Origin of the sequence: Clostridium phoceensis, from assembly GCF_001244495.1 — a bacterium.
GTDB lineage: Bacteria > Bacillota > Clostridia > Oscillospirales > Oscillospiraceae > Lawsonibacter > Lawsonibacter asaccharolyticus.
In genome coordinates this window covers 477836-495210 of record NZ_LN866274.1, presented here as the reverse complement: position 1 = coordinate 495210, position 17375 = coordinate 477836, and the positions used below count along the sequence as shown (strand labels likewise).

At 65.4% G+C, this 17375-nt stretch carries 20 protein-coding genes; 15 read left to right on the top strand and 5 right to left on the bottom strand.

The genetic code is table 11. The features are described 5' to 3' along the window. Window positions 1-25 precede the first annotated feature (25 nt). Window positions 26-547 (bottom strand): hypothetical protein, encoded by a 522-nt coding sequence (locus tag BN1969_RS03200; protein ID WP_050622972.1) that lies wholly within the window; start codon window positions 545-547, stop codon window positions 26-28. A gap of 324 nt (window positions 548-871) precedes the next feature. On the opposite strand from BN1969_RS03200, the gene BN1969_RS03195 reads away from it, so the two are divergent. From BN1969_RS03195 to BN1969_RS03130, 14 genes are all read left to right on the top strand, one after another. After that, on the top strand, window positions 872-3532 hold the full coding sequence (locus BN1969_RS03195) for a translation factor GTPase family protein (RefSeq protein ID WP_050622971.1): 2661 nt from the start codon (window positions 872-874) through the stop codon (window positions 3530-3532). A 301-nt stretch (window positions 3533-3833) separates the two neighbouring features. Further along, entirely contained in the window at window positions 3834-4058 is a 225-nt protein-coding gene (locus tag BN1969_RS03190) for an acyl carrier protein (protein WP_305147889.1), read from the top strand. 3 nt (window positions 4059-4061) lie between these two features. Continuing rightward, complete coding sequence (accB, locus tag BN1969_RS03185) at window positions 4062-4493, top strand: acetyl-CoA carboxylase biotin carboxyl carrier protein (protein WP_050622969.1); 432 nt, start codon at window positions 4062-4064, stop codon at window positions 4491-4493. 1 nt (window position 4494) lies between these two features. Further along, window positions 4495-5865, top strand: coding sequence for an acetyl-CoA carboxylase biotin carboxylase subunit (gene accC, locus BN1969_RS03180; RefSeq protein WP_050622968.1), 1371 nt, complete (start codon window positions 4495-4497; stop codon window positions 5863-5865). Window positions 5866-5981: 116 nt separating this feature from the next. Continuing rightward, a complete protein-coding gene (gene accD, locus BN1969_RS03175; protein ID WP_050622967.1) occupies window positions 5982-6863 on the top strand; it encodes an acetyl-CoA carboxylase, carboxyltransferase subunit beta in 882 nt (293 codons plus the stop codon). Then, window positions 6856-7671 carry an acetyl-CoA carboxylase carboxyltransferase subunit alpha gene (locus tag BN1969_RS03170; protein ID WP_050622966.1) on the top strand — a complete coding sequence of 272 codons (816 nt, stop codon included), beginning with the start codon at window positions 6856-6858 and terminating at the stop codon, window positions 7669-7671. Before accD ends, BN1969_RS03170 begins: the two co-directional genes overlap by 8 nt. Beyond that, on the top strand, window positions 7668-8606 hold the full coding sequence (locus tag BN1969_RS03165) for a beta-ketoacyl-ACP synthase III (protein WP_050622965.1): 939 nt from the start codon (window positions 7668-7670) through the stop codon (window positions 8604-8606). Before BN1969_RS03170 ends, BN1969_RS03165 begins: the two co-directional genes overlap by 4 nt. A 79-nt stretch (window positions 8607-8685) precedes the next feature. Continuing rightward, complete coding sequence (locus BN1969_RS03160; protein ID WP_050622964.1) at window positions 8686-9612, top strand: nitronate monooxygenase; 927 nt, start codon at window positions 8686-8688, stop codon at window positions 9610-9612. Between the two features lie 2 nt (window positions 9613-9614). Then, window positions 9615-10676, top strand: a complete 1062-nt coding sequence (locus tag BN1969_RS03155; protein ID WP_050622963.1) for an NAD(P)H-dependent flavin oxidoreductase — start codon at window positions 9615-9617, stop codon at window positions 10674-10676. Beyond that, the gene (gene fabD, locus BN1969_RS03150; RefSeq protein ID WP_050625378.1) at window positions 10673-11608 is read left to right on the top strand and encodes an ACP S-malonyltransferase; all 936 of its coding nucleotides are present in this window, start codon (window positions 10673-10675) and stop codon (window positions 11606-11608) included. Before BN1969_RS03155 ends, fabD begins: the two co-directional genes overlap by 4 nt. Then, window positions 11605-12348, top strand: coding sequence for a 3-oxoacyl-[acyl-carrier-protein] reductase (fabG, locus tag BN1969_RS03145; RefSeq protein ID WP_050622962.1), 744 nt, complete (start codon window positions 11605-11607; stop codon window positions 12346-12348). Before fabD ends, fabG begins: the two co-directional genes overlap by 4 nt. Window positions 12349-12368: 20 nt before the next feature. Then, a complete protein-coding gene (gene fabF, locus BN1969_RS03140; RefSeq protein WP_050622961.1) occupies window positions 12369-13610 on the top strand; it encodes a beta-ketoacyl-ACP synthase II in 1242 nt (413 codons plus the stop codon). A 3-nt stretch (window positions 13611-13613) separates the two neighbouring features. After that, the gene (gene fabZ, locus BN1969_RS03135) at window positions 13614-14054 is read left to right on the top strand and encodes a 3-hydroxyacyl-ACP dehydratase FabZ (RefSeq protein ID WP_050622960.1); all 441 of its coding nucleotides are present in this window, start codon (window positions 13614-13616) and stop codon (window positions 14052-14054) included. A 49-nt stretch (window positions 14055-14103) separates the two neighbouring features. Beyond that, window positions 14104-14571: a MarR family winged helix-turn-helix transcriptional regulator gene (locus tag BN1969_RS03130; RefSeq protein WP_050622959.1), complete on the top strand. Its 468-nt coding sequence runs from the start codon at window positions 14104-14106 to the stop codon at window positions 14569-14571. Window positions 14572-14621: 50 nt separating this feature from the next. Here BN1969_RS03130 and rpsR read toward each other — a convergent pair whose 3' ends face one another. The 4 genes from rpsR to lexA all read right to left on the bottom strand — a co-directional run bounded on the left by rpsR (window position 14622) and on the right by lexA (window position 16494). Then, entirely contained in the window at window positions 14622-14867 is a 246-nt protein-coding gene (gene rpsR, locus BN1969_RS03125) for a 30S ribosomal protein S18 (RefSeq protein ID WP_050622958.1), read from the bottom strand. A gap of 54 nt (window positions 14868-14921) precedes the next feature. Beyond that, the gene (locus tag BN1969_RS03120) at window positions 14922-15389 is read right to left on the bottom strand and encodes a single-stranded DNA-binding protein (RefSeq protein ID WP_050622957.1); all 468 of its coding nucleotides are present in this window, start codon (window positions 15387-15389) and stop codon (window positions 14922-14924) included. 13 nt (window positions 15390-15402) lie between these two features. Next, complete coding sequence (gene rpsF, locus BN1969_RS03115) at window positions 15403-15699, bottom strand: 30S ribosomal protein S6 (RefSeq protein WP_050622956.1); 297 nt, start codon at window positions 15697-15699, stop codon at window positions 15403-15405. A 180-nt stretch (window positions 15700-15879) separates the two neighbouring features. Beyond that, complete coding sequence (gene lexA / locus BN1969_RS03110; protein WP_050622955.1) at window positions 15880-16494, bottom strand: transcriptional repressor LexA; 615 nt, start codon at window positions 16492-16494, stop codon at window positions 15880-15882. A gap of 340 nt (window positions 16495-16834) precedes the next feature. Here lexA and BN1969_RS03105 point away from each other — a divergent pair, with 340 nt between their 5' ends. Then, window positions 16835-17311, top strand: coding sequence for a MarR family winged helix-turn-helix transcriptional regulator (locus tag BN1969_RS03105; protein ID WP_050622954.1), 477 nt, complete (start codon window positions 16835-16837; stop codon window positions 17309-17311). The last annotated feature ends 64 nt before the right edge of the window (window positions 17312-17375 follow it).

Below are 17375 nucleotides of genomic sequence, written 5' to 3'. Positions count from 1 at the left end.
CATTTTGGCACTCAGATAGGCAATCTTATTTTTTGATGCGGATGAGCCGGCTGTTGGTGCGGCAGAAACGGGGAGCGCGGTCCTGCTTCCCCTTGAAGCGGCGCACTGCGGCGCGGTAGTCTTCCAGATCCCGGCGGAGAAAGAGCATCAGGGAGCCGGCGATCAGCACACCGGCGGACACCCCGTAGAACAGGGTGGACCAGAGGGCGGTGTGCTCCCTGTACAGAAAACAGGTGGCGGCAAACTGGACCAAAAAGACGGCCATGTTGATCTGCATGACCATCAGGGCACCCTGGATGTGTCCACGGGCTCCCAAAAAGGCGATGCCCACCAGGACGGCCCCGCCGGCCAGCGCAAAGGGGAGGGAGCTCCCTGTATAGGAGTGGGAGACCAGCCCGATCAGGCGGTCCAGCACTACGATGACCGCCCAGGAGGCCATGATGATCTGTACGGTGCGGTGCGCCCGGCGGAAGGAGGCGTCAGACTGTCTGGCGCTGCGGATCTTCTGCATCAGGGAGTCAGGGCGGAGATCAGGGTCAGGGCGCATAGGGATCCCTCCGTTTTCAGATTCAGTAACTGCATTATAACAAAATGAAAATATATTTTCAATATAGAAAAAGAAATGAAAATATAAAACCATTTTTGGAGCATCTGCTGAAAATCAGGCGCGCTTTGGCCAAACAGACCTGAAAGCGGGGAGGTCTGAGGAGGTGCGTTCAGGCACGATCCGGATGAAATGAGGGAAAGCGAAGGCCGCATCGGTTTTTGGCCTTGATTTGAGGGGCTGAATCCTCTAAAATGGGAATATACAGAACACAGCGGTCCGGCGGGGCAGTGACGCCCCGCTGTTTTTGGGACCAGAAGGGGAACCATGAGAAAGCTGGTCATTGGAATTTTAGCCCATGTGGATGCGGGGAAGACCACCTTATCCGAGGGGATGCTGTACACCTGCGGCACACTGAAGCGGCTGGGGCGGGTGGACCACCAGGACGCCTTTCTGGACACGGAGGCGCTGGAGCGGGAGCGGGGCATCACCATTTTTTCCAAGCAGGCGGTGCTGCCGCTGCCCGGTGTAGAGGTCACCCTGCTGGACACCCCGGGCCATGTGGACTTCTCCAGCGAGATGGAGCGTACCCTCCAGGTGCTGGACTGTGCCATCCTGGTCATCAGCGGGACGGACGGGGTGCAGGGGCACACCCGGACCCTGTGGCGGCTGCTGGAGCGCTATCACATCCCCACCCTCCTCTTTGTCAACAAGATGGACCTGGCGGGGGCGGACCGGGCGGTTCTGATGGCAGAGCTCCAGAGGCTGGACAGCGGCTGCGTGGACTTCGGCCAGGAGGGACCCGGGCTCCAGGAGAGCGTGGCCATGTGCGACGAGGGAACGCTGGAGCGATATCTGGAGCGGGGGCAGGTGGAGCCGGAGGAGATCCGGGCCCTGGTGGAGAGGCGCAGGCTGTTTCCCTGCTGGTTCGGCTCCGCCCTGAAGCTGGAGGGGGTGGCGGAGTTCCTGGAGGGGGTGGAGCAGTATGCCCCCCGGAAGTGCTGTCCCCCGCAGTTCGGGGCCCGGGTGTACAAGGTCGCCCGGGACGCCCAAGGGGTCCGGCTGACCTACCTGAAGATCACCGGGGGCAGCCTGCGGGTGAAAACGCCCCTGACCGGCGGGGAGGGGGAGATGCGCTGGGAAGAAAAAGCGGACCAGATCCGGATCTACTCCGGGGCCAAATACCGGGCCGTGGAGGAGGCGGAGGCGGGGACCGTCTGCGCTGTAACAGGGCTGAGCCGCACCAGGCCGGGAGAGGGGCTGGGCTTTGAGGCGGCGGGACAGCCCCCGGTGCTGGAGCCGGTGCTCACCTACCGGCTGGAGCTGCCGGAGGGGTGCGATCCCCACGCGGCTCTCCGGCAGCTGCGGGAGCTGGAGGAGGAGGACCCCCAGCTCCACATCCTGTGGGACGAGCGCCTGCGGGAGATCCATATCCAGCTCATGGGGGAGGTGCAGCTGGAGATCCTCCGCCAGGTCATCGCCCAGCGGTTCGGCATGGAGGTCTCCTTCGGCGCGGGGAGCATCGTCTACCGGGAGACCATCGCCGCGCCGGTGGAGGGAGTGGGCCACTTTGAGCCCCTGCGCCACTACGCCGAGGTCCACCTGCTGCTGGAGCCCGGGGAGCGTGGCAGCGGCCTGCGGGTAGGGACCGCCTGCTCCACCGACCAGCTGGACCTGAACTGGCAGCGGTTGATCCTCACCCACCTGCTGGAGCGTGAGCACCTGGGGGTGCTCACTGGCTCCCCCATCACAGATCTGAGGATCACACTGGTGGCCGGCCGGGCCCACGAGAAGCATACCGAGGGGGGCGACTTCCGCCAGGCCACCTACCGGGCGGTGCGGCAGGGGCTGATGCAGGCGGAGAGCATCCTGCTGGAGCCTTGGTACGACTTTCGGCTGGAGCTGCCCGCCTCCTGCCTGGGGCGGGCCCTGTCCGACATCCAGCGGATGGGGGGCGAGGCGGCGGCCCCAGAGAGCCAGGGGGAGGAGGCAGTGCTCACCGGCGGGGCCCCGGTGGAGGGGCTGCGGGACTACGGGACTCAGGTGGCCGCCTATACCAGGGGCCAGGGCCGGCTGTTCTGCACCCCTGGGGGCTACCGACCCTGCGGAGATCAGGCGGGCGTGGTATCCGCCCTGGGCTATGACCCGGAGCGGGACACGGACAACCCTGCGGACTCGGTGTTCTGTTCCCACGGCGCCGGCGTTACAGTGAAGTGGGACCAGGTGCGCGCCCACATGCATGTGGACAGCGGCCTGCGCCTGGGCGGGGAGGAGGCGCCTCCTCCAGAGACGCCTGTCCGTCCGGCGGAGCGGGGGCCGGCGGGCTCACTGGAGCAGGACAAGGAGCTGATGGCCATCTTCGAGCGCACCTACGGCAAGGTGGAGCAGAGGGCCTTCCAGCCCCAGAAGAAGCCCGCCCGCACCAGCCTGGATGGGGAGAAGTACAGCATCCGGACACAGAAGCAGGGGCCGGAGTACCTTCTGGTGGATGGATACAATGTGATCTTTGCATGGGAGGAGCTGGAGCGGCTGGCCCGCCAGGATGTGGCCGCCGCCCGGGGGGGCCTGGAGGATATCCTCTCCAACTATCAGGGCTTCCGCAGGTGCGTGGTCATCCTGGTCTTTGACGCCTACAAGGTAAAGGGGAACCCGGGCTCGGTGGAGCGGCGGAACGGGATCTACGTGGTGTACACCAAGGAGGCAGAGACAGCGGACGCCTATATCGAGAAGACCACCTATGAGATCGCCCGGGAGCACCGGGTGCGGGTGGTCACCTCCGACGGGGCGGAGCAGCTCATCATCCTGGGCCACGGGGCCCTGCGCCTTCCAGCTGCCTCCTTCCGCCGGGAGGTGGAGGAGGCGGAGGGGGAGATCTCCGCCATCCTGGCCCGGCACAACCGGGGGGAGCGTTCCCGGCCGGTGAAGGAGGCGCTGGAGCGGGCCGCGGCGAAGGAGCGGAGCGGGCCCGGGAGCGGCAGGAAGAGGTGACCGCCCCGCCAAAGCAGAAGGCGGGACCGGCCGGGCGTCCCCGGAGCAGGGGGAGGCACAACCGGGGCTGGACCGGTGTATATGATATTTGAGACCGCCCGGGAGCTGTATCCCGGGCGGTTTTTTCTGCCTTTGCAGGAAAAAGGGAGAGGAAAATGAAAATTAAAAAAGAAGAAAAGCGGGCGGAGAGGACACAATTGTGAAAACTCACAATTGACTTTTTTCCAAGGCTTGTTAGAATATCACTAAATTATTTTAATTAAATAATTTGAACTAAAATTCGACAAGGAGTGTTTTTATTATGTTTGAGAAGGTCAAAGAGGTCATTCTGGATACCCTGAGCTGTGAGCCCGAGCAGATCACCATGGAAGCCAGCCTGGTGGACGACCTGGAGGCCGATTCTCTGGACGCCGTGGAGCTGAATCTGGCGCTGAACGACGTGCTGGGCTTCTCCCTCACCGACGAGGAGCTGAAGAGCATCGTCACTGTGGGCGATATCGTCCGTCTGCTGGAGGAGCATCAGTAAGCCATGGATCTGAATGAGATCAAGGCTCTGATGGACCGGTTCGACACCTCCGCCTGTACCGTGCTGGAGCTGGAGGAGGGCAACCTGCGCCTGCGCCTGGAGAAGGGGACCGCCCCCGTTTCGGCTGCCCCGGAGATCCAGGCCACCCCGGCGGCCCCTGGAGCGGCTGCGCCCCAGCCCGCTCCGGCGGAGGAGGGGCAGACCCTGAACGCCCCCCTGGTGGGCACCTTCTACGCCGCCCCCGCCCCGGGGGAGGCCCCCTTTGTCAAAGCGGGCGACCAGGTGCGGAAGGGACAGACCGTCTGTGTGCTGGAAGCCATGAAGATGATGAGCGAGGTCCCCGCTCCGGCGGACTGCATCATTGAGGAAGTGCTGGTGAAGGACGGAGAGCTGGTGGGCTTTGACGCCCCCATGTTCCGCATCCGGGAGGTCTGAAATGTTCCGGAGGGTTTTGATCGCCAACCGGGGCGAGATCGCGGTGCGGATCATCCGGGCCTGCCGGGAGCTGGAGATCGAGACAGTGGCGGTGTACTCCGTCGCCGACCGGGACGCCCTCCATGTCCAGTTGGCCACCCGGGCGGTGTGCATCGGTCCGGCCCGGGCAGCGGAAAGCTATCTGAACCAGGCCGCCATCCTGACGGCGGCGGTAGAGACAGGCTGTGACGCTGTCCATCCCGGATACGGCTTCCTCTCTGAAAATCCGGACTTTGCCGACCTGTGCGCCAAGTGCGGGCTGAAGTTTATCGGTCCCTCCGGCGACGTGATCCGGCAGATGGGGAGCAAGGCGGCGGCCAAGGCGCTGATGCGCCGCTCCGGCGTGCCCGTGGTCCCGGGCTCCGAGGGGGCTGTGGACCTGGAGGAGGCCCGCCGGGTGGCGGACGAGGTGGGCTACCCCGTGCTGGTGAAGGCCTCTGCCGGCGGCGGAGGCCGCGGGATGCGCCGGGTGGACCGGCCGGAGGACCTGCCGGCCCTGTTCCAGGCCGCCCAGTCTGAGGCAGTGGCCTGCTTCGGCAACGGGGAGCTGTATGTGGAGAAGCTGATCCTCCACCCCCGCCACATCGAGTTTCAGATCCTGGCCGACTCTCAGGGCAATGTGATCCATCTGGGGGAGCGGGACTGCTCCATCCAGCGGAAGAATCAGAAGCTGATCGAGGAGTCCCCCTCCCGGGCCCTCACCCCCCAGCTGCGGGAGGAGATGGGCCAGGCCGCCGTCCGGGCGGCCCGGGCCGCCCATTACGAGAGCGCGGGTACCATCGAATTCGTGCTGGATGAGGACAGGCGGTTCTACTTTATTGAGATGAACACCCGCATCCAGGTGGAGCACCCGGTGACCGAGTTCGTCACGGGGCTGGACCTGATGCGGGAACAGCTGCGCATCGCGGCGGGCCTGCCCCTGAGCGTGGGGCAGGAGGAGGTCCGGCTGTCCGGCTGTGCCATGGAGTGCCGCATCAACGCGGAGGACCCCAGGGAGGGCTTTCGGCCCAGCCCGGGACGGGTGGAATTTCTTCATCTCCCCGGCGGGCCCGGGGTGCGGGTGGACACCGCCCTGTTCGGCGGCTACCAGATGCCGCCCTACTATGACTCCCTGTGCGCCAAGGTGGTGGTGTGGGCCCCCACCCGGCTGGAGGCGGTGCGCCGGATGCGCCGGGCGCTGGAGGAGCTGATGATCCAGGGGATGGTGACCACCGCAGAACTGTGCCATCTGATCCTCTATCAGCCCGACTTTGTAAAGGGGCAGTACCACACGGGATTCTTGGAAGAAAATCTGGAGACCCTGATGGCCTGGGACTGCGGGACGGAGGGGTGAGTCCCGTCCCCGCCGGATGGTGAGATAGGAACCTTTTCAGCCGGAGGACCCGGTTGAACGGCGCGGAGCGGAGGGAGAGGTCCCTCCGCTCCGGCCTGTGCGATGGAAGGAGCGCTATGGAAGAGATCTTTGCCCGCCGGAAGGCCCGGCTGATGGAGCTGCGGGCCCGGCGGAAGGGGGAGGACGGCGAGCCCAAAAGGCTGGCGGCCCGGCCTGTGTTCGATAAGTGCCCCAGCTGCGGGGCGGTGGTGCCCAAGACGGAACTGTCCCACAGCCTGTATGTCTGTACGAAGTGCGGATACCACCACACCATCGGGGCCTACCTGCGGCTGGCCATGCTGCTGGACTCCAAGAGCTTCCGGGAGCTGGACCAGGACCTGGTGGCCCCCAATGTGCTGGGTTTCCCCGGATATGAGGAGAAGCTGGAGCGCCAGCGGGATAAGACTGGCCTGATGGAGGCGGTGGTCACCGCCCGGGGCCGGGTGGAGGGCCGCAGCGTGGCCGCCGCCGCCCTGGACAGCCGCTTCTTTATGGGCAGCATGGGAGCGGCCGTGGGGGAGAAGGTGACACGCTGCGTGGAATATGCCCAGCGGAACAGGCTGCCCCTCATCATTTTCTCCGCCAGCGGCGGGGCCCGGATGCAGGAGGGGATCCTCTCCCTGATGCAGATGGCCAAGACCTCCGCCGCCATCCAGCGCTTCCGGGAGGCGGGCGGACTGTACATCTCCTTTCTGACCCACCCCACCACCGGCGGGGTTACCGCTTCCTTCGCCTCTCTGGGGGACATCACCCTGGCGGAGCCGGGGGCCCTCATCGGCTTTGCCGGCCCCCGGGTCATCGAGCAGACCATCGGACAGACTCTGCCGGAGGGGTTCCAGCGCTCGGAGTACCTAGAGGAGCACGGCTTTGTAGACCGGATCGTCCCCCGGGGCGAGATGCGGGCCACCATCTCCAAACTGCTGCGCCTGCACGAGAAAGGAGGGACGTTCCGTGGCTGAGATCCTGACCGCAGCCCAGCGGGTGGTGCTGGCCCGGCATATTGCCCGGCCCGGGACGGCGGACTTTATTGCTGCCCTGTTTACCGACTTTTTTGAGCAGAAAGGGGACCGGCAGAACCGGGAGGACCCCAGCATCCTGGGGGGCATCGCCCTCTACAAGGGGCACCCTGTGACGGTGATCGGACACCGGAAGGGCAAGACTCTGGAGGAAAATGTGGCCTACAACTTCGGTATGCCGGGGCCGGAGGGATACCGCAAGGCCCAGAGGCTGATGGACCAGGCGGAGAAATTCAAGCGCCCGGTCATCACCTTTGTGGACACGCCGGGGGCTTATCCGGGGCTGGAGGCCGAGGCCCGGGGGCAGGGCGAGGCCATCGCCTCCACCATCGCCCGGATGAGCTGCCTCACCGTCCCGGTGGTCACTGTGGTCATCGGCGAGGGGGGCAGCGGCGGCGCGCTGGCGCTGGCCGTGGCCAACCGGGTGCTGATGCTGGAGAACGCGGTGTACTCCATCCTCTCCCCCGAGGGGTTCGCCTCCATCCTGTGGAAGGACGCCGGCCGCAGCGGGGAGGCGGCGGAACTGATGCGCATGACTGCCGCCGACCTGCTGGAGCTGGGGGTGGCGGATGAGGTGATCCCCGAGCCGGAGGGCGGGGCCCACAGTGACCCCCAGGAGGTGTTTGAGGCGGTGGACCGCAGCCTGTCCGCCGCCCTGGCCCGGGTGGTCAAAGAGGGCAGCTTTGCCGCCCGCCGGCAGGAGAAATTTCGCAGAATGGGGAGCGCCGCCCCCTGGAAGGAGAATCCATGAACGGACTGAGCATTTTGGGCACTGGCCGCTGCCTGCCCGACCATATCGTGACCAACGACGACCTGGCCCGGCGGGTGGAGACCAGCAACGACTGGATCGTCAGCCGCACCGGCATCCGGGAGCGGCGCTTCGCCCAGGGGGAGACCCTGACCCAACTGGCCGTAGCCGCCGCCCGGCGGGCCATGGAGCGGGCGGGGGTCGGCCCCCAGGACATCGGTCTGTGCCTGATGGCCACTGTCACGCCGGACTGGATCACCCCCTCCCAGGCGTGCCTGCTCCACCAGGAGCTGGGCCTGCCGGAGGACTGTCCCGCTTTTGACCTGAGCGCCGGCTGCACCGGCTTCCTCTACGCCATGGAGACCGCGGCGGCCATGCTGCCCCGGATGGCCCGGCCCTGCGCTCTGCTGGTGGGCGGCGAGCTGCTCAGCCGCATTACCGATATGGATGACCGCTCCACCTGCATCCTCTTCGGAGACGGAGCGGGTGCCGCAGTGGTCAAAAGCACGGAGGGGGCCCCCTGGCACGCCCTGCTGGGCACCCGGGGCAACCGGGAGGCCCTGTGGGCGGCGGGCCCGGGCAACCACCCGGCCTACCTCCACATGAACGGCCAGGAAGTCTTTCAATTTGCCCTCAAGACTGTCCCGGAGCTGGCCCGGTCCCTGCTGGACAAGGCCGGGATGGACAGGGACCAGATCGACTGGTATGTGCTCCACCAGGCCAACCACCGCATCCTGGAGGGGGTGGCTAAGCGGATGAAGGTCCCCATGGAGCGGTTCTACGAGAACATCGGCCGGTACGGCAACACCTCGGCCGCCACCATCCCCATTGCGCTGGACGAGATGGCGGAGCAGGAGCTGCTGCGGCCGGGACAGTGGATCATGTGCCTGGGCTTCGGCGCCGGGCTGACCTGGGGCGGAGCAATGTTCCGGTGGTGAGGAGCGCCGGGCGCTCTTTCCGCTGGGGACGTGGGGATGACAAACAAACTGCCTCGAGGGGCGGATGCGGGAGGAAACCATGAAATTGAATGAGCTTTTGGGGACGGAGTTCCCCTTTATCCAGGGCGGCATGGCCAACATTGCCACCGGTGAATTTGCCGCCGCCGTCTCCAACGCTGGGGCCCTGGGCCTGATCGGCGCGGGCGGCATGACACCGGACAGCCTGCGGGAGAACATCCGCCGGTGCCGAGAACTGACCGACAGGCCCTTCGGCGTCAATGTGATGCTGATGCACCCCCAGGTGGAAGAGATGGTCCGGGTGGTGGCGGAGGAGCGGGTGATGGTGGTCACCACCGGCGCGGGCAACCCCGGCGCCTATATCCCTGTCTGGAAGGAGTACGGCGCCAAAGTGCTCCCCGTGGTCCCCGCGGTGGCGGTGGCTAAGGTGGCGGAGCGGGCCGGCGCAGACGCGGTCATCGCCGAGGGCACCGAGTCCGGCGGACACGTGGGTGAGCTGACCACCATGGCCTTGGTTCCCCAGGTGTGCGACGCCGTGGATCTGCCCGTAGTGGCCGCCGGCGGTATCGCCGACGGCCGGCAGCTGCTGGCCGCCTATGCCCTGGGGGCCTGCGGCGCCCAAGTGGGCACCTGCCTGCTGGTCAGCCAGGAGTGCCCCATTCATGAAAACTATAAGCAGGCCATCCTGAAGGCCAAGGACAGCGGCACCATCGTCACCGGCCGGATCGCCGGCACCCCGGTACGCATCCTGAAGAATCAGATGGCCCGCACCTATGTCTCCAAAGAGCGGGCCGGCGCCACCATGATGGAGCTCGAGCAGTACACCCTGGGCAGCCTGCGCCGGGCTGTCTTTGACGGGGACACCAAGACGGGAAGCCTGATGGCCGGACAGGTGGCCGGGATGCTCCACGAGATCAAGCCCCTGCGGCAGATCTTCGAGGAGCTCTCCGCGGGCTGCGACCGCCGCCTGGCGGAGCTGAGAGGATAAGAATGGAGATACGAGGACATCACCTCTCCATTCCCGTTCTCCAGGGCGGCATGGGGGTGGGCGTCTCCCTGGGCGGCCTGGCGGGCGCGGTGGCCGCCTGCGGCGGCATGGGCACCATCAGCACCGCAGACGCGGGCTATCAGGAGCCGGACTTCCCCACCGACCCCGCCGGTGCCAACCTGCGGGCCCTGCGCCGGGAGATCGGCAGAGCGAAGGAGCTGGCCCGGGGGGCTGGGATGGTGGCGGTCAATGCCATGGTGGCCACCCGGCAGTTTGCCGATGCGGTCCGCACCGCAGTGGCCGCCGGGGTGGACGCGGTAGTCTGCGGTGCGGGCCTGCCCCTGGAGCTGCCCGCGCTGACCCAGGGGAAGACAGCCATCGCCCCCATCGTGTCCAGCCCCCGGGCAGCCCGGCTGCTCCTTAAGACCTGGGACAGAAAGTACCAGACCACCGCCGACTTCCTGGTGCTGGAGGGGAGCAGGGCGGGGGGGCACCTGGGCTTTGGGGAGGAGGCACTGAAGGAGGGGACTTGTCCCTCCTTGGAGGACCTGCTCCCCGGTGTGCTGGCGGAGACGGCCCCCTACGCGGAAAAATACGGGCACCCCATCCCGGTCTTTCCCGCAGGCGGGATCTGGAGCGGGGCGGACATGGCCCGGCTCACCCGGCTGGGGGCGGCGGGGGTCCAGATGGCCACCCGCTTCATTGCCACCTGGGAGTGCGACGCCTCCCAAGGCTATAAGGACGTGCTGCTGGAGGCCCGGGAGGAGGACCTGGCCATCATCCACAGCCCGGTGGGGATGCCGGGGCGCGCGGTGCGCACCCCGCTGATCCGCCGGCTGGAGGCGGGGGAACGGCTGGAACCCCAGTGGTGCGCCCAGTGTATGCAGGGCTGCCGGCCCTCGGAGATCCCCTTCTGCATTACCCACGCGCTGATCCAGGCGGTGAAGGGCAACCGGGAGGAGGGCCTGTTTTTCAGCGGGGCCAGCGTGGGCCTGCTGGACCGGATGTGCTCCGTCCGGGAGCTGATGGAGGAGCTGACAAGAGAATGGAGGGCATTGGCATGAAATTGGCCTTTTTATATGCGGGGCAGGGCACCCAGCACCCGGGAATGGGGCGGGACCTGTACGAGACTTATCCCGCCTTCCGGCAGGTGCTGGACAGCGCCCAGCTGGACTTTGACCTGAAAGAGCTGTGCTTCGAGGGACCGGAGGAGAAACTGTCCCAGACCCAGTACACCCAGCCCTGCATGGTGGCCTTTGCCGCCGGGGTGACGGCGGTGCTGCGGGAGAAGGGAATCATCCCGGAGGTGGCCGCCGGCCTGAGCCTGGGCGAGTATTCCGCCCTCCAGGCCGCCGGGGCGTTCGACTCCAAGACGGCGGTGGAGCTGGTTGCCTTCCGGGGGAAAGCCATGGCCCAGGCGGTGCAGGACCGGCCCTGCGGCATGGCCGCGGTGCTGATGCTGGGCCGGGAGCAGCTGGCGGAGTGCTGCCGTCAGGCCGGGGAGGCCGGTGTGGTGGAGATCGCCAACTACAACTGCCCCACCCAGCTGGTCATCGCCGGGGACGCCGCCGCCGTGGAGAAGGCGGGTGAGCTGGCCCTCCAGGCGGGGGCCAAGCGGGTGGTGCCGCTGAAGGTGAGCGGCCCCTTCCACACCTCCCTGATGGCGCCCGCGGGGGAGGCTTTGGCGGAAAAGTTCCGCAGCGTCGCCTTTGGGGAGATGAGCTTCCCGGTGCTGTTCAACTGCAAGGGCGGTCCCATGGAGGCGGGAGAGACCATCCCGGAGCTGCTGGTGCGCCAGGTTCAGAGCAGCGTCTATCTGGAGGACACCATCCGCGCCATGGCGGGGATGGGCGTGGACACCATCGTGGAGATCGGGCCGGGCAAGGCTCTGTCCGCATTTGTGAAAAAGACGGAAAAGGGCATCAAGACCTACGCGGTGGAGACGGTGGAGGACATCGAGAAGCTGTGTGAGGCGCTGAAAGGAGAGCAGGCATGAGCTTGAAGGGAAAAGTGGCCCTGGTCACCGGCGGGAGCCGGGGGATCGGCCGGGCGGTCTGTCGGGAGCTGGCCCGCCAGGGGGCGGACGTGGCGGTGAACTACGCCGGGAACGAGGCTGCGGCCCAGGAGACGGCCCAGGCGTGCCGGGAGCTGGGCGTGCGGGCAGTGGTCCTCCGGGCCGATGTGGCTGACGCTGCGGCCTGCGACGCAATGGTGGCTCAGGTGCTGGAGCAGCTGGGCCGGCTGGACATCCTGGTGAACAACGCAGGCATCACCCGGGACGGCCTGATGCTGCGGATGCCCGAGGCAGACTGGGACGCGGTGCTGGACACCAACCTAAAGGGGGCCTTCCACTGTATGCGGGCCGCCTATAAGACCATGATGCGCCAGAAGAGCGGCCGGGTAGTCAACATCAGCAGCGTAGTGGGCCTGCGGGGCAACGCCGGCCAGACCAACTACTCCGCCAGCAAGGCGGGTCTCATTGGTCTGTCCAAGTCCCTGGCCAAGGAGCTGGCCACCCGGAACGTCACCGTCAACGTGGTGGCCCCTGGCTTTATCACCACCGATATGACCGATGCCCTGCCGGAGGGGGCGCGGGAGGCCCTGCTGTCCACTATCCCCATGAAGCGGCTGGGCGCGGCGGAGGACGTGGCCCGGGCGGTGGCCTTCTTTGCTGGCGAGGGCGCCGGCTATGTCACGGGCCAGGTGCTGTGCGTGGACGGAGGAATGGCGGTTTGAGCCGCAGAAAGGAAACTGCTATGGAAAAAAGACGAGTAGTTATCACCGGCCTGGGCGCGGTCACCCCCCTGGGCCATACCGCCCGGGAAACCTGGGAGGCGGCCAAAGCGGGTGTGTGCGGTATCGCCCCCATCACCCTCTATGACCACTCCGCCCAGAAGGTGTCCCTGGCCGGCGAGGTGAAGGAGTTCGACCCCTCCGGCGTGCTGGAGAAGAAGGAGATCCGGCGGATGGACCGCTTCGCCCAGTTTGCCGTGACGGCGGCCGCGGAGGCCATGGCCCACAGCGGCCTGGACCTGGAGCGGGAGGACAGGGCCCGGATCGGCGTCGCCCTGTCCAGCGGCATCGGCGGCATCGGCACCCTCCAGACCTCCTGCGAGACTGGGCAGAGCCGGGGCTTTGACCGGGTCTCCCCCTTCTTCATCCCCATGGTGATCACCAACCTGGCGGCCGGCCATATCGCCATCCGCTTCGGACTGCACGGCATGTGCATCTGCCCGGTGGCGGCCTGCGCCGGCGGCGCCAATGCGGTGGGTGACGCTTTCCGCCACATCCGGGACGGCTACGCCGAGGTGATGGTGGCCGGCGGAGCCGAGGCCTCCATCACGCCCCTGGCCATGGGCGGATTCACCTCCATGAGCGCCCTGACCGACGCCTCCGATCCCAGCCGTGCCTCCATCCCCTTTGACAAGGAGCGCAGCGGCTTCGTCATGGGCGAGGGGGCCGCGGTGCTGATCCTGGAGGAGCTGGAGCACGCCAGGGCCCGAGGGGCCCAGATCCTGGGCGAGATCACCGGCTACGGCGCCACCTGCGACGCCTACCACATCACCGCCCCCGACCCGGAGGGCGCCTGGAGCGCCGCCTGCATGGAGCAGGCCCTGGCCGATGCCGGCCTGGCCCCGGAGGCGGTGGACTACATCAACGCCCACGGAACCTCCACCCCCCTCAACGACAGCGGGGAGACCGCCGCCATCCGCCGGGTGTTCGGCGCCCACGCGGACCGGCTGATGGTCAGCTCCACTAAGTCCATGACCGGCCACCTGCTGGGAGCCAGCGGCGCGGTGGAGGCTGCCCTGTGTGTGTTGGCCCTGAAGGATGGGTTTGTCCCCGCCACTATCAACTATCAGGTCCCGGACCCGGCCTGTGACCTGGACATCGTGCCCAACGAGGGCCGGGAGGCGGACATCCGCTGCGCCATATCCAATTCTCTGGGCTTCGGCGGGCACAACGCCTGCCTGGTGTTCCAGAAGTGGGAGGGCTGAGACATGGAGCTTGACGCCAATCAGATCCAGGAGATCCTGCCCCACCGCCCGCCCTTTCTGCTGGTGGACCGCATCACCGGCGGAGAGCCCGGCGTCTGGGCCCAGGGCATCAAATGCGTCACTGTGAACGAGCCCTTCTTCGCGGGCCACTTTCCGGGGTATCACGTGATGCCCGGAGTGCTCATTATGGAAGCGCTGGCCCAGGTGGGGGCTGTGGCTATCCTGTCCCTGCCGGAGAACAAGGGGAAGCTGGCCTTCTTCGGGGGGATCAAGAACGCCCGGTTCAAGCGCCAGGTGGTGCCCGGAGACGTGCTGGAGCTGCGCTGTGAGCTGACCCGCCAGGTGGGCAGCGTGGGCTTCGGCAAGGCGGAGGCCCGGGTGAACGGCAAGCTGGCGGCCCAGGGAGAATTGACCTTCGCTGTTGCACAGCCGGGCGATCCCTGATAAAATGGACTCCAGCAGAGAAAACAGGGGAAAAGAGGAGGGGTCCATCTTGCTGGAGAAGGATTTTAACGAGGTGTACACCAAATTCAAGCTGCATTTTTACCGGGCGGTGTTCGGGCGTTTCAAGCGGCGGGAGGCCACGCTGACCACAGTGGAGACCTTCTGCATGGAGATCATCCTGGCCCTGGGGGAGCCCACGGTGAACGAGTTTTCTAATTTCGTGGGCATCTCTCCCCCCAACGCGGCCTACAAGATCAACAGCCTGGTCCAGAAGGGGTATGTAGAAAAGCGGCAGTCCCAGGAGGATAAGCGGGAGTACCACCTGGTGGCGACCCAGAAGTATCTGGATTATTACAACATCAGCTATCATTATCTCAACACTGTCATGAGCCGTATCCGGGCCCGCTTTTCCCCGGAGGACGTGGCCAAGCTGGAGGGGATGCTGGAGATCATCTCCCGGGAGCTGATGCCCGAGATCCCCCTGGGGGACCAGATCCATCAAGCAGAACAGGCATAAAAAACCCGGCGATCACAGGATCGCCGGGTTTTTATCCATATAAAACTCGATCAGTCAGTGACGTAGGGCAGCAGGGCGACCTGACGGGCGCGCTTGATGGCCTCAGTCAGCTGGCGCTGATGCATGGCGCAGGTGCCGGTGGTGCGGCGGGGCAGGATCTTGGCCCGCTCGGAGATATAACGGCGCAGCTTGGCGGCGTCCTTATAGTCGATACACTCCACCTTGTCCACGCAGAAGGCGCAGACCTTGCGGCGCTTGCGGCCGCGAGGGCCCCGGTTATCACGATCCATAGGCATGAGAGAAACCTCCTTTTCAGACCATATCGGTCAAAGTATCACGGGTGTCCCCTCTCAGAAGGGCAGCTCCCCGTCGTCATCAGAAAGCTCGGCAAACTGGTCGCCCATGTCGGGGGCGCCGAAGCCGGAGGGGGCGGGAGAACGCCCGCCGGAAGGGGCGGAATAGCCTCCGCTGTACGGGCCGGCGGATTCCGCGTCCCGCTTGGAGTCACCGAAATAGACGTTATCGGCAACCACCTCGGCACTGCGGCGCTTGTTGCCGTCCTTGTCCGTCCAGTCGCGGATCTGGAGGCGGCCCTCCACCACGGCCATGCGGCCCTTGGTGAAGTAGCGGCTGACAAACTCGCCGGTCTGCCGCCAGGCAACCACATCAATGAAATCGGTGGTGCGGTCGCCGGTGGCCTTGTCCTTAAAGTCCCGGTCCACTGCCAGAGAGAAGGAGGCCACAGCCGTCCCGGTCTGGGTGTGCCGGAGCTCGGGGTCACGGGTCAGACGACCCATGAGGATGATCTTGTTGAGCATATGCCCGCCTCCCTCACTGGTCCTTGCAGACGATCAGGGAACGCATCACGCTGTCGTTGATCCGGAACAGACGGTCCAGCTCGTGGGGAATGGCGGCGGCGGCATTGAAAGTCATCAGGACGTAGTAGCCCTCGTTCAGGTCGTTGATGGGATAAGCCAGACGGCGCTTGCCCCACTGATCGATCTCAGAGACGGTCCCGTTGGCCTCCACCACACCCTTGAACTTCTCCACCAGAGCGGTGATCTCCTCCTCGCCCAGGGCGGGGTCCAGGATGTAGAGCGCCTCGTAGTTCGCGTTGATTTTTGCCATAGTTCTTGCACCTCCTTATGGACATATGGCCCCCGGAAGACCCGGGAGCAAGGATATCTCCTGTCTCATCAGAAAGACAGGCTTAATTATTATATAGGAAATCCCCGGGATGTCAAGAGAAAATCCCGGGGATCTGGCAAAAATTTTATTTCAGAGGCAGGAAAAACACCTGGGCGGGACTCAGTAGCGGCGGACTACCGCCACCACCTTGCCCAGGATCTCGGCCCGGTCGCCGTCGATGGGGGTATAGTCGTCGTTGGCCGGCATGAGCCACACATGGCCGTCCTTCCGGCGATAGGTCTTGACGGTGGCCTCATCCTCAAACAGGGCCACCACGATCTCACCGCTGTGGACTTCCTGCTGGCGGTGGACCACCACTAAGTCCCCGGGCAGGATGCCGGCGTCCAGCATAGATTCCCCCCGCACCCGCAGGGCGAAGTGCTCCCCGGACAGGCCCTGGGTATCAAAGGTGAGGTAGTCCTCAATGCACTCCTCCGCCAGGATGGGGGAGCCGGCAGCCACACTGCCCACCACCGGGATCTGATCGGCGCGGGGGTCCTGCTCCTCCGCCACCGGCCGGCCGGTGCCGGACAGGGTGATGGCCCGGGTCTTGCCCTCTGCCTTGATGATGACGCCAGCCTCCTCCAGCCCCTTCAGATGGAAATGGACGGTGGAGGGGGACTTGAGACCCACAGCCGCGCCGATCTCACGGACAGAAGGGGGATAGCCATGTTCCGCGGAAAAGGTCTGGATGTAGTCGTAGATCTTCTGCTGCTTCGCAGTGAGTTTCTCCATGGTCTGACTCCTTTCCACAGATGGGCGTCGTCGGTTCATTTAATAAAAGCATAGCACAGGAAAGCAAAAAAGTCAAACGAATGTTCCAAATAAGCTTTCTGAAAATGAAATAAATGGAGGATGGGGAGCGGTGGGGCCTGTATCCCGTGCAGGGCCGATGGGGGCACTACGCCCTACACGGGGACGCAGCCTCCGCAGAGGCGAGGGCCGGTCCATTTATGAACAATTTTTGAAACATACAGGGCTCCCCTTGACTTTTTATGGCCGAATGCTAAAATAATCAGCATGTTAATTATTAAGCCGTTAATGATTGAAAAATATTCCGTAAGGGGGCGGAGATATGTCCAGTCTGAACATGGATCTGGGTGTGTTGGAACACCAGATGCATCAGGCGCATCGGAATGCGGTGCAGGCGGAATTGAGCGCGGCGGGACTGCAGGAAGTGGGCCATCCCCTTCTGCTGTGCATCCTGCGCAGCGCGGGGGAGCGCTGCCCGGACGGGCAGGCCCAGAGGGAGCTGGCGGAGCTGCTGAACATTTCGCCGCCCGCAGTGGCAGCATCCCTGAAATCCCTGGAGAAAAAGGGGTATATTCACCGGGAGCCGGAGCCTGGGGACGCCCGGAGGAACCGGGTGCGGCTGACCGCCAAGGGGGAGAAGGCGGTGGACGACTGCTTCGCCTGCCTGCAGCGGGTGACCCGCAGAATGTTCACCGGCTTTACCACCGAGGAGCAGGCAGTGATGCGGGGCTTCTATCTGCGGATGCTGGAGAACCTCCAGGCTCCCCTGGCCGGCGTGCGGGCTTCTCCCCTTGCCTGAGGGCGGGAACGATGAAGCGGCGGGCGCGCGGCTGGATTTCTCGTCATTTTGACCATAAGCTTCT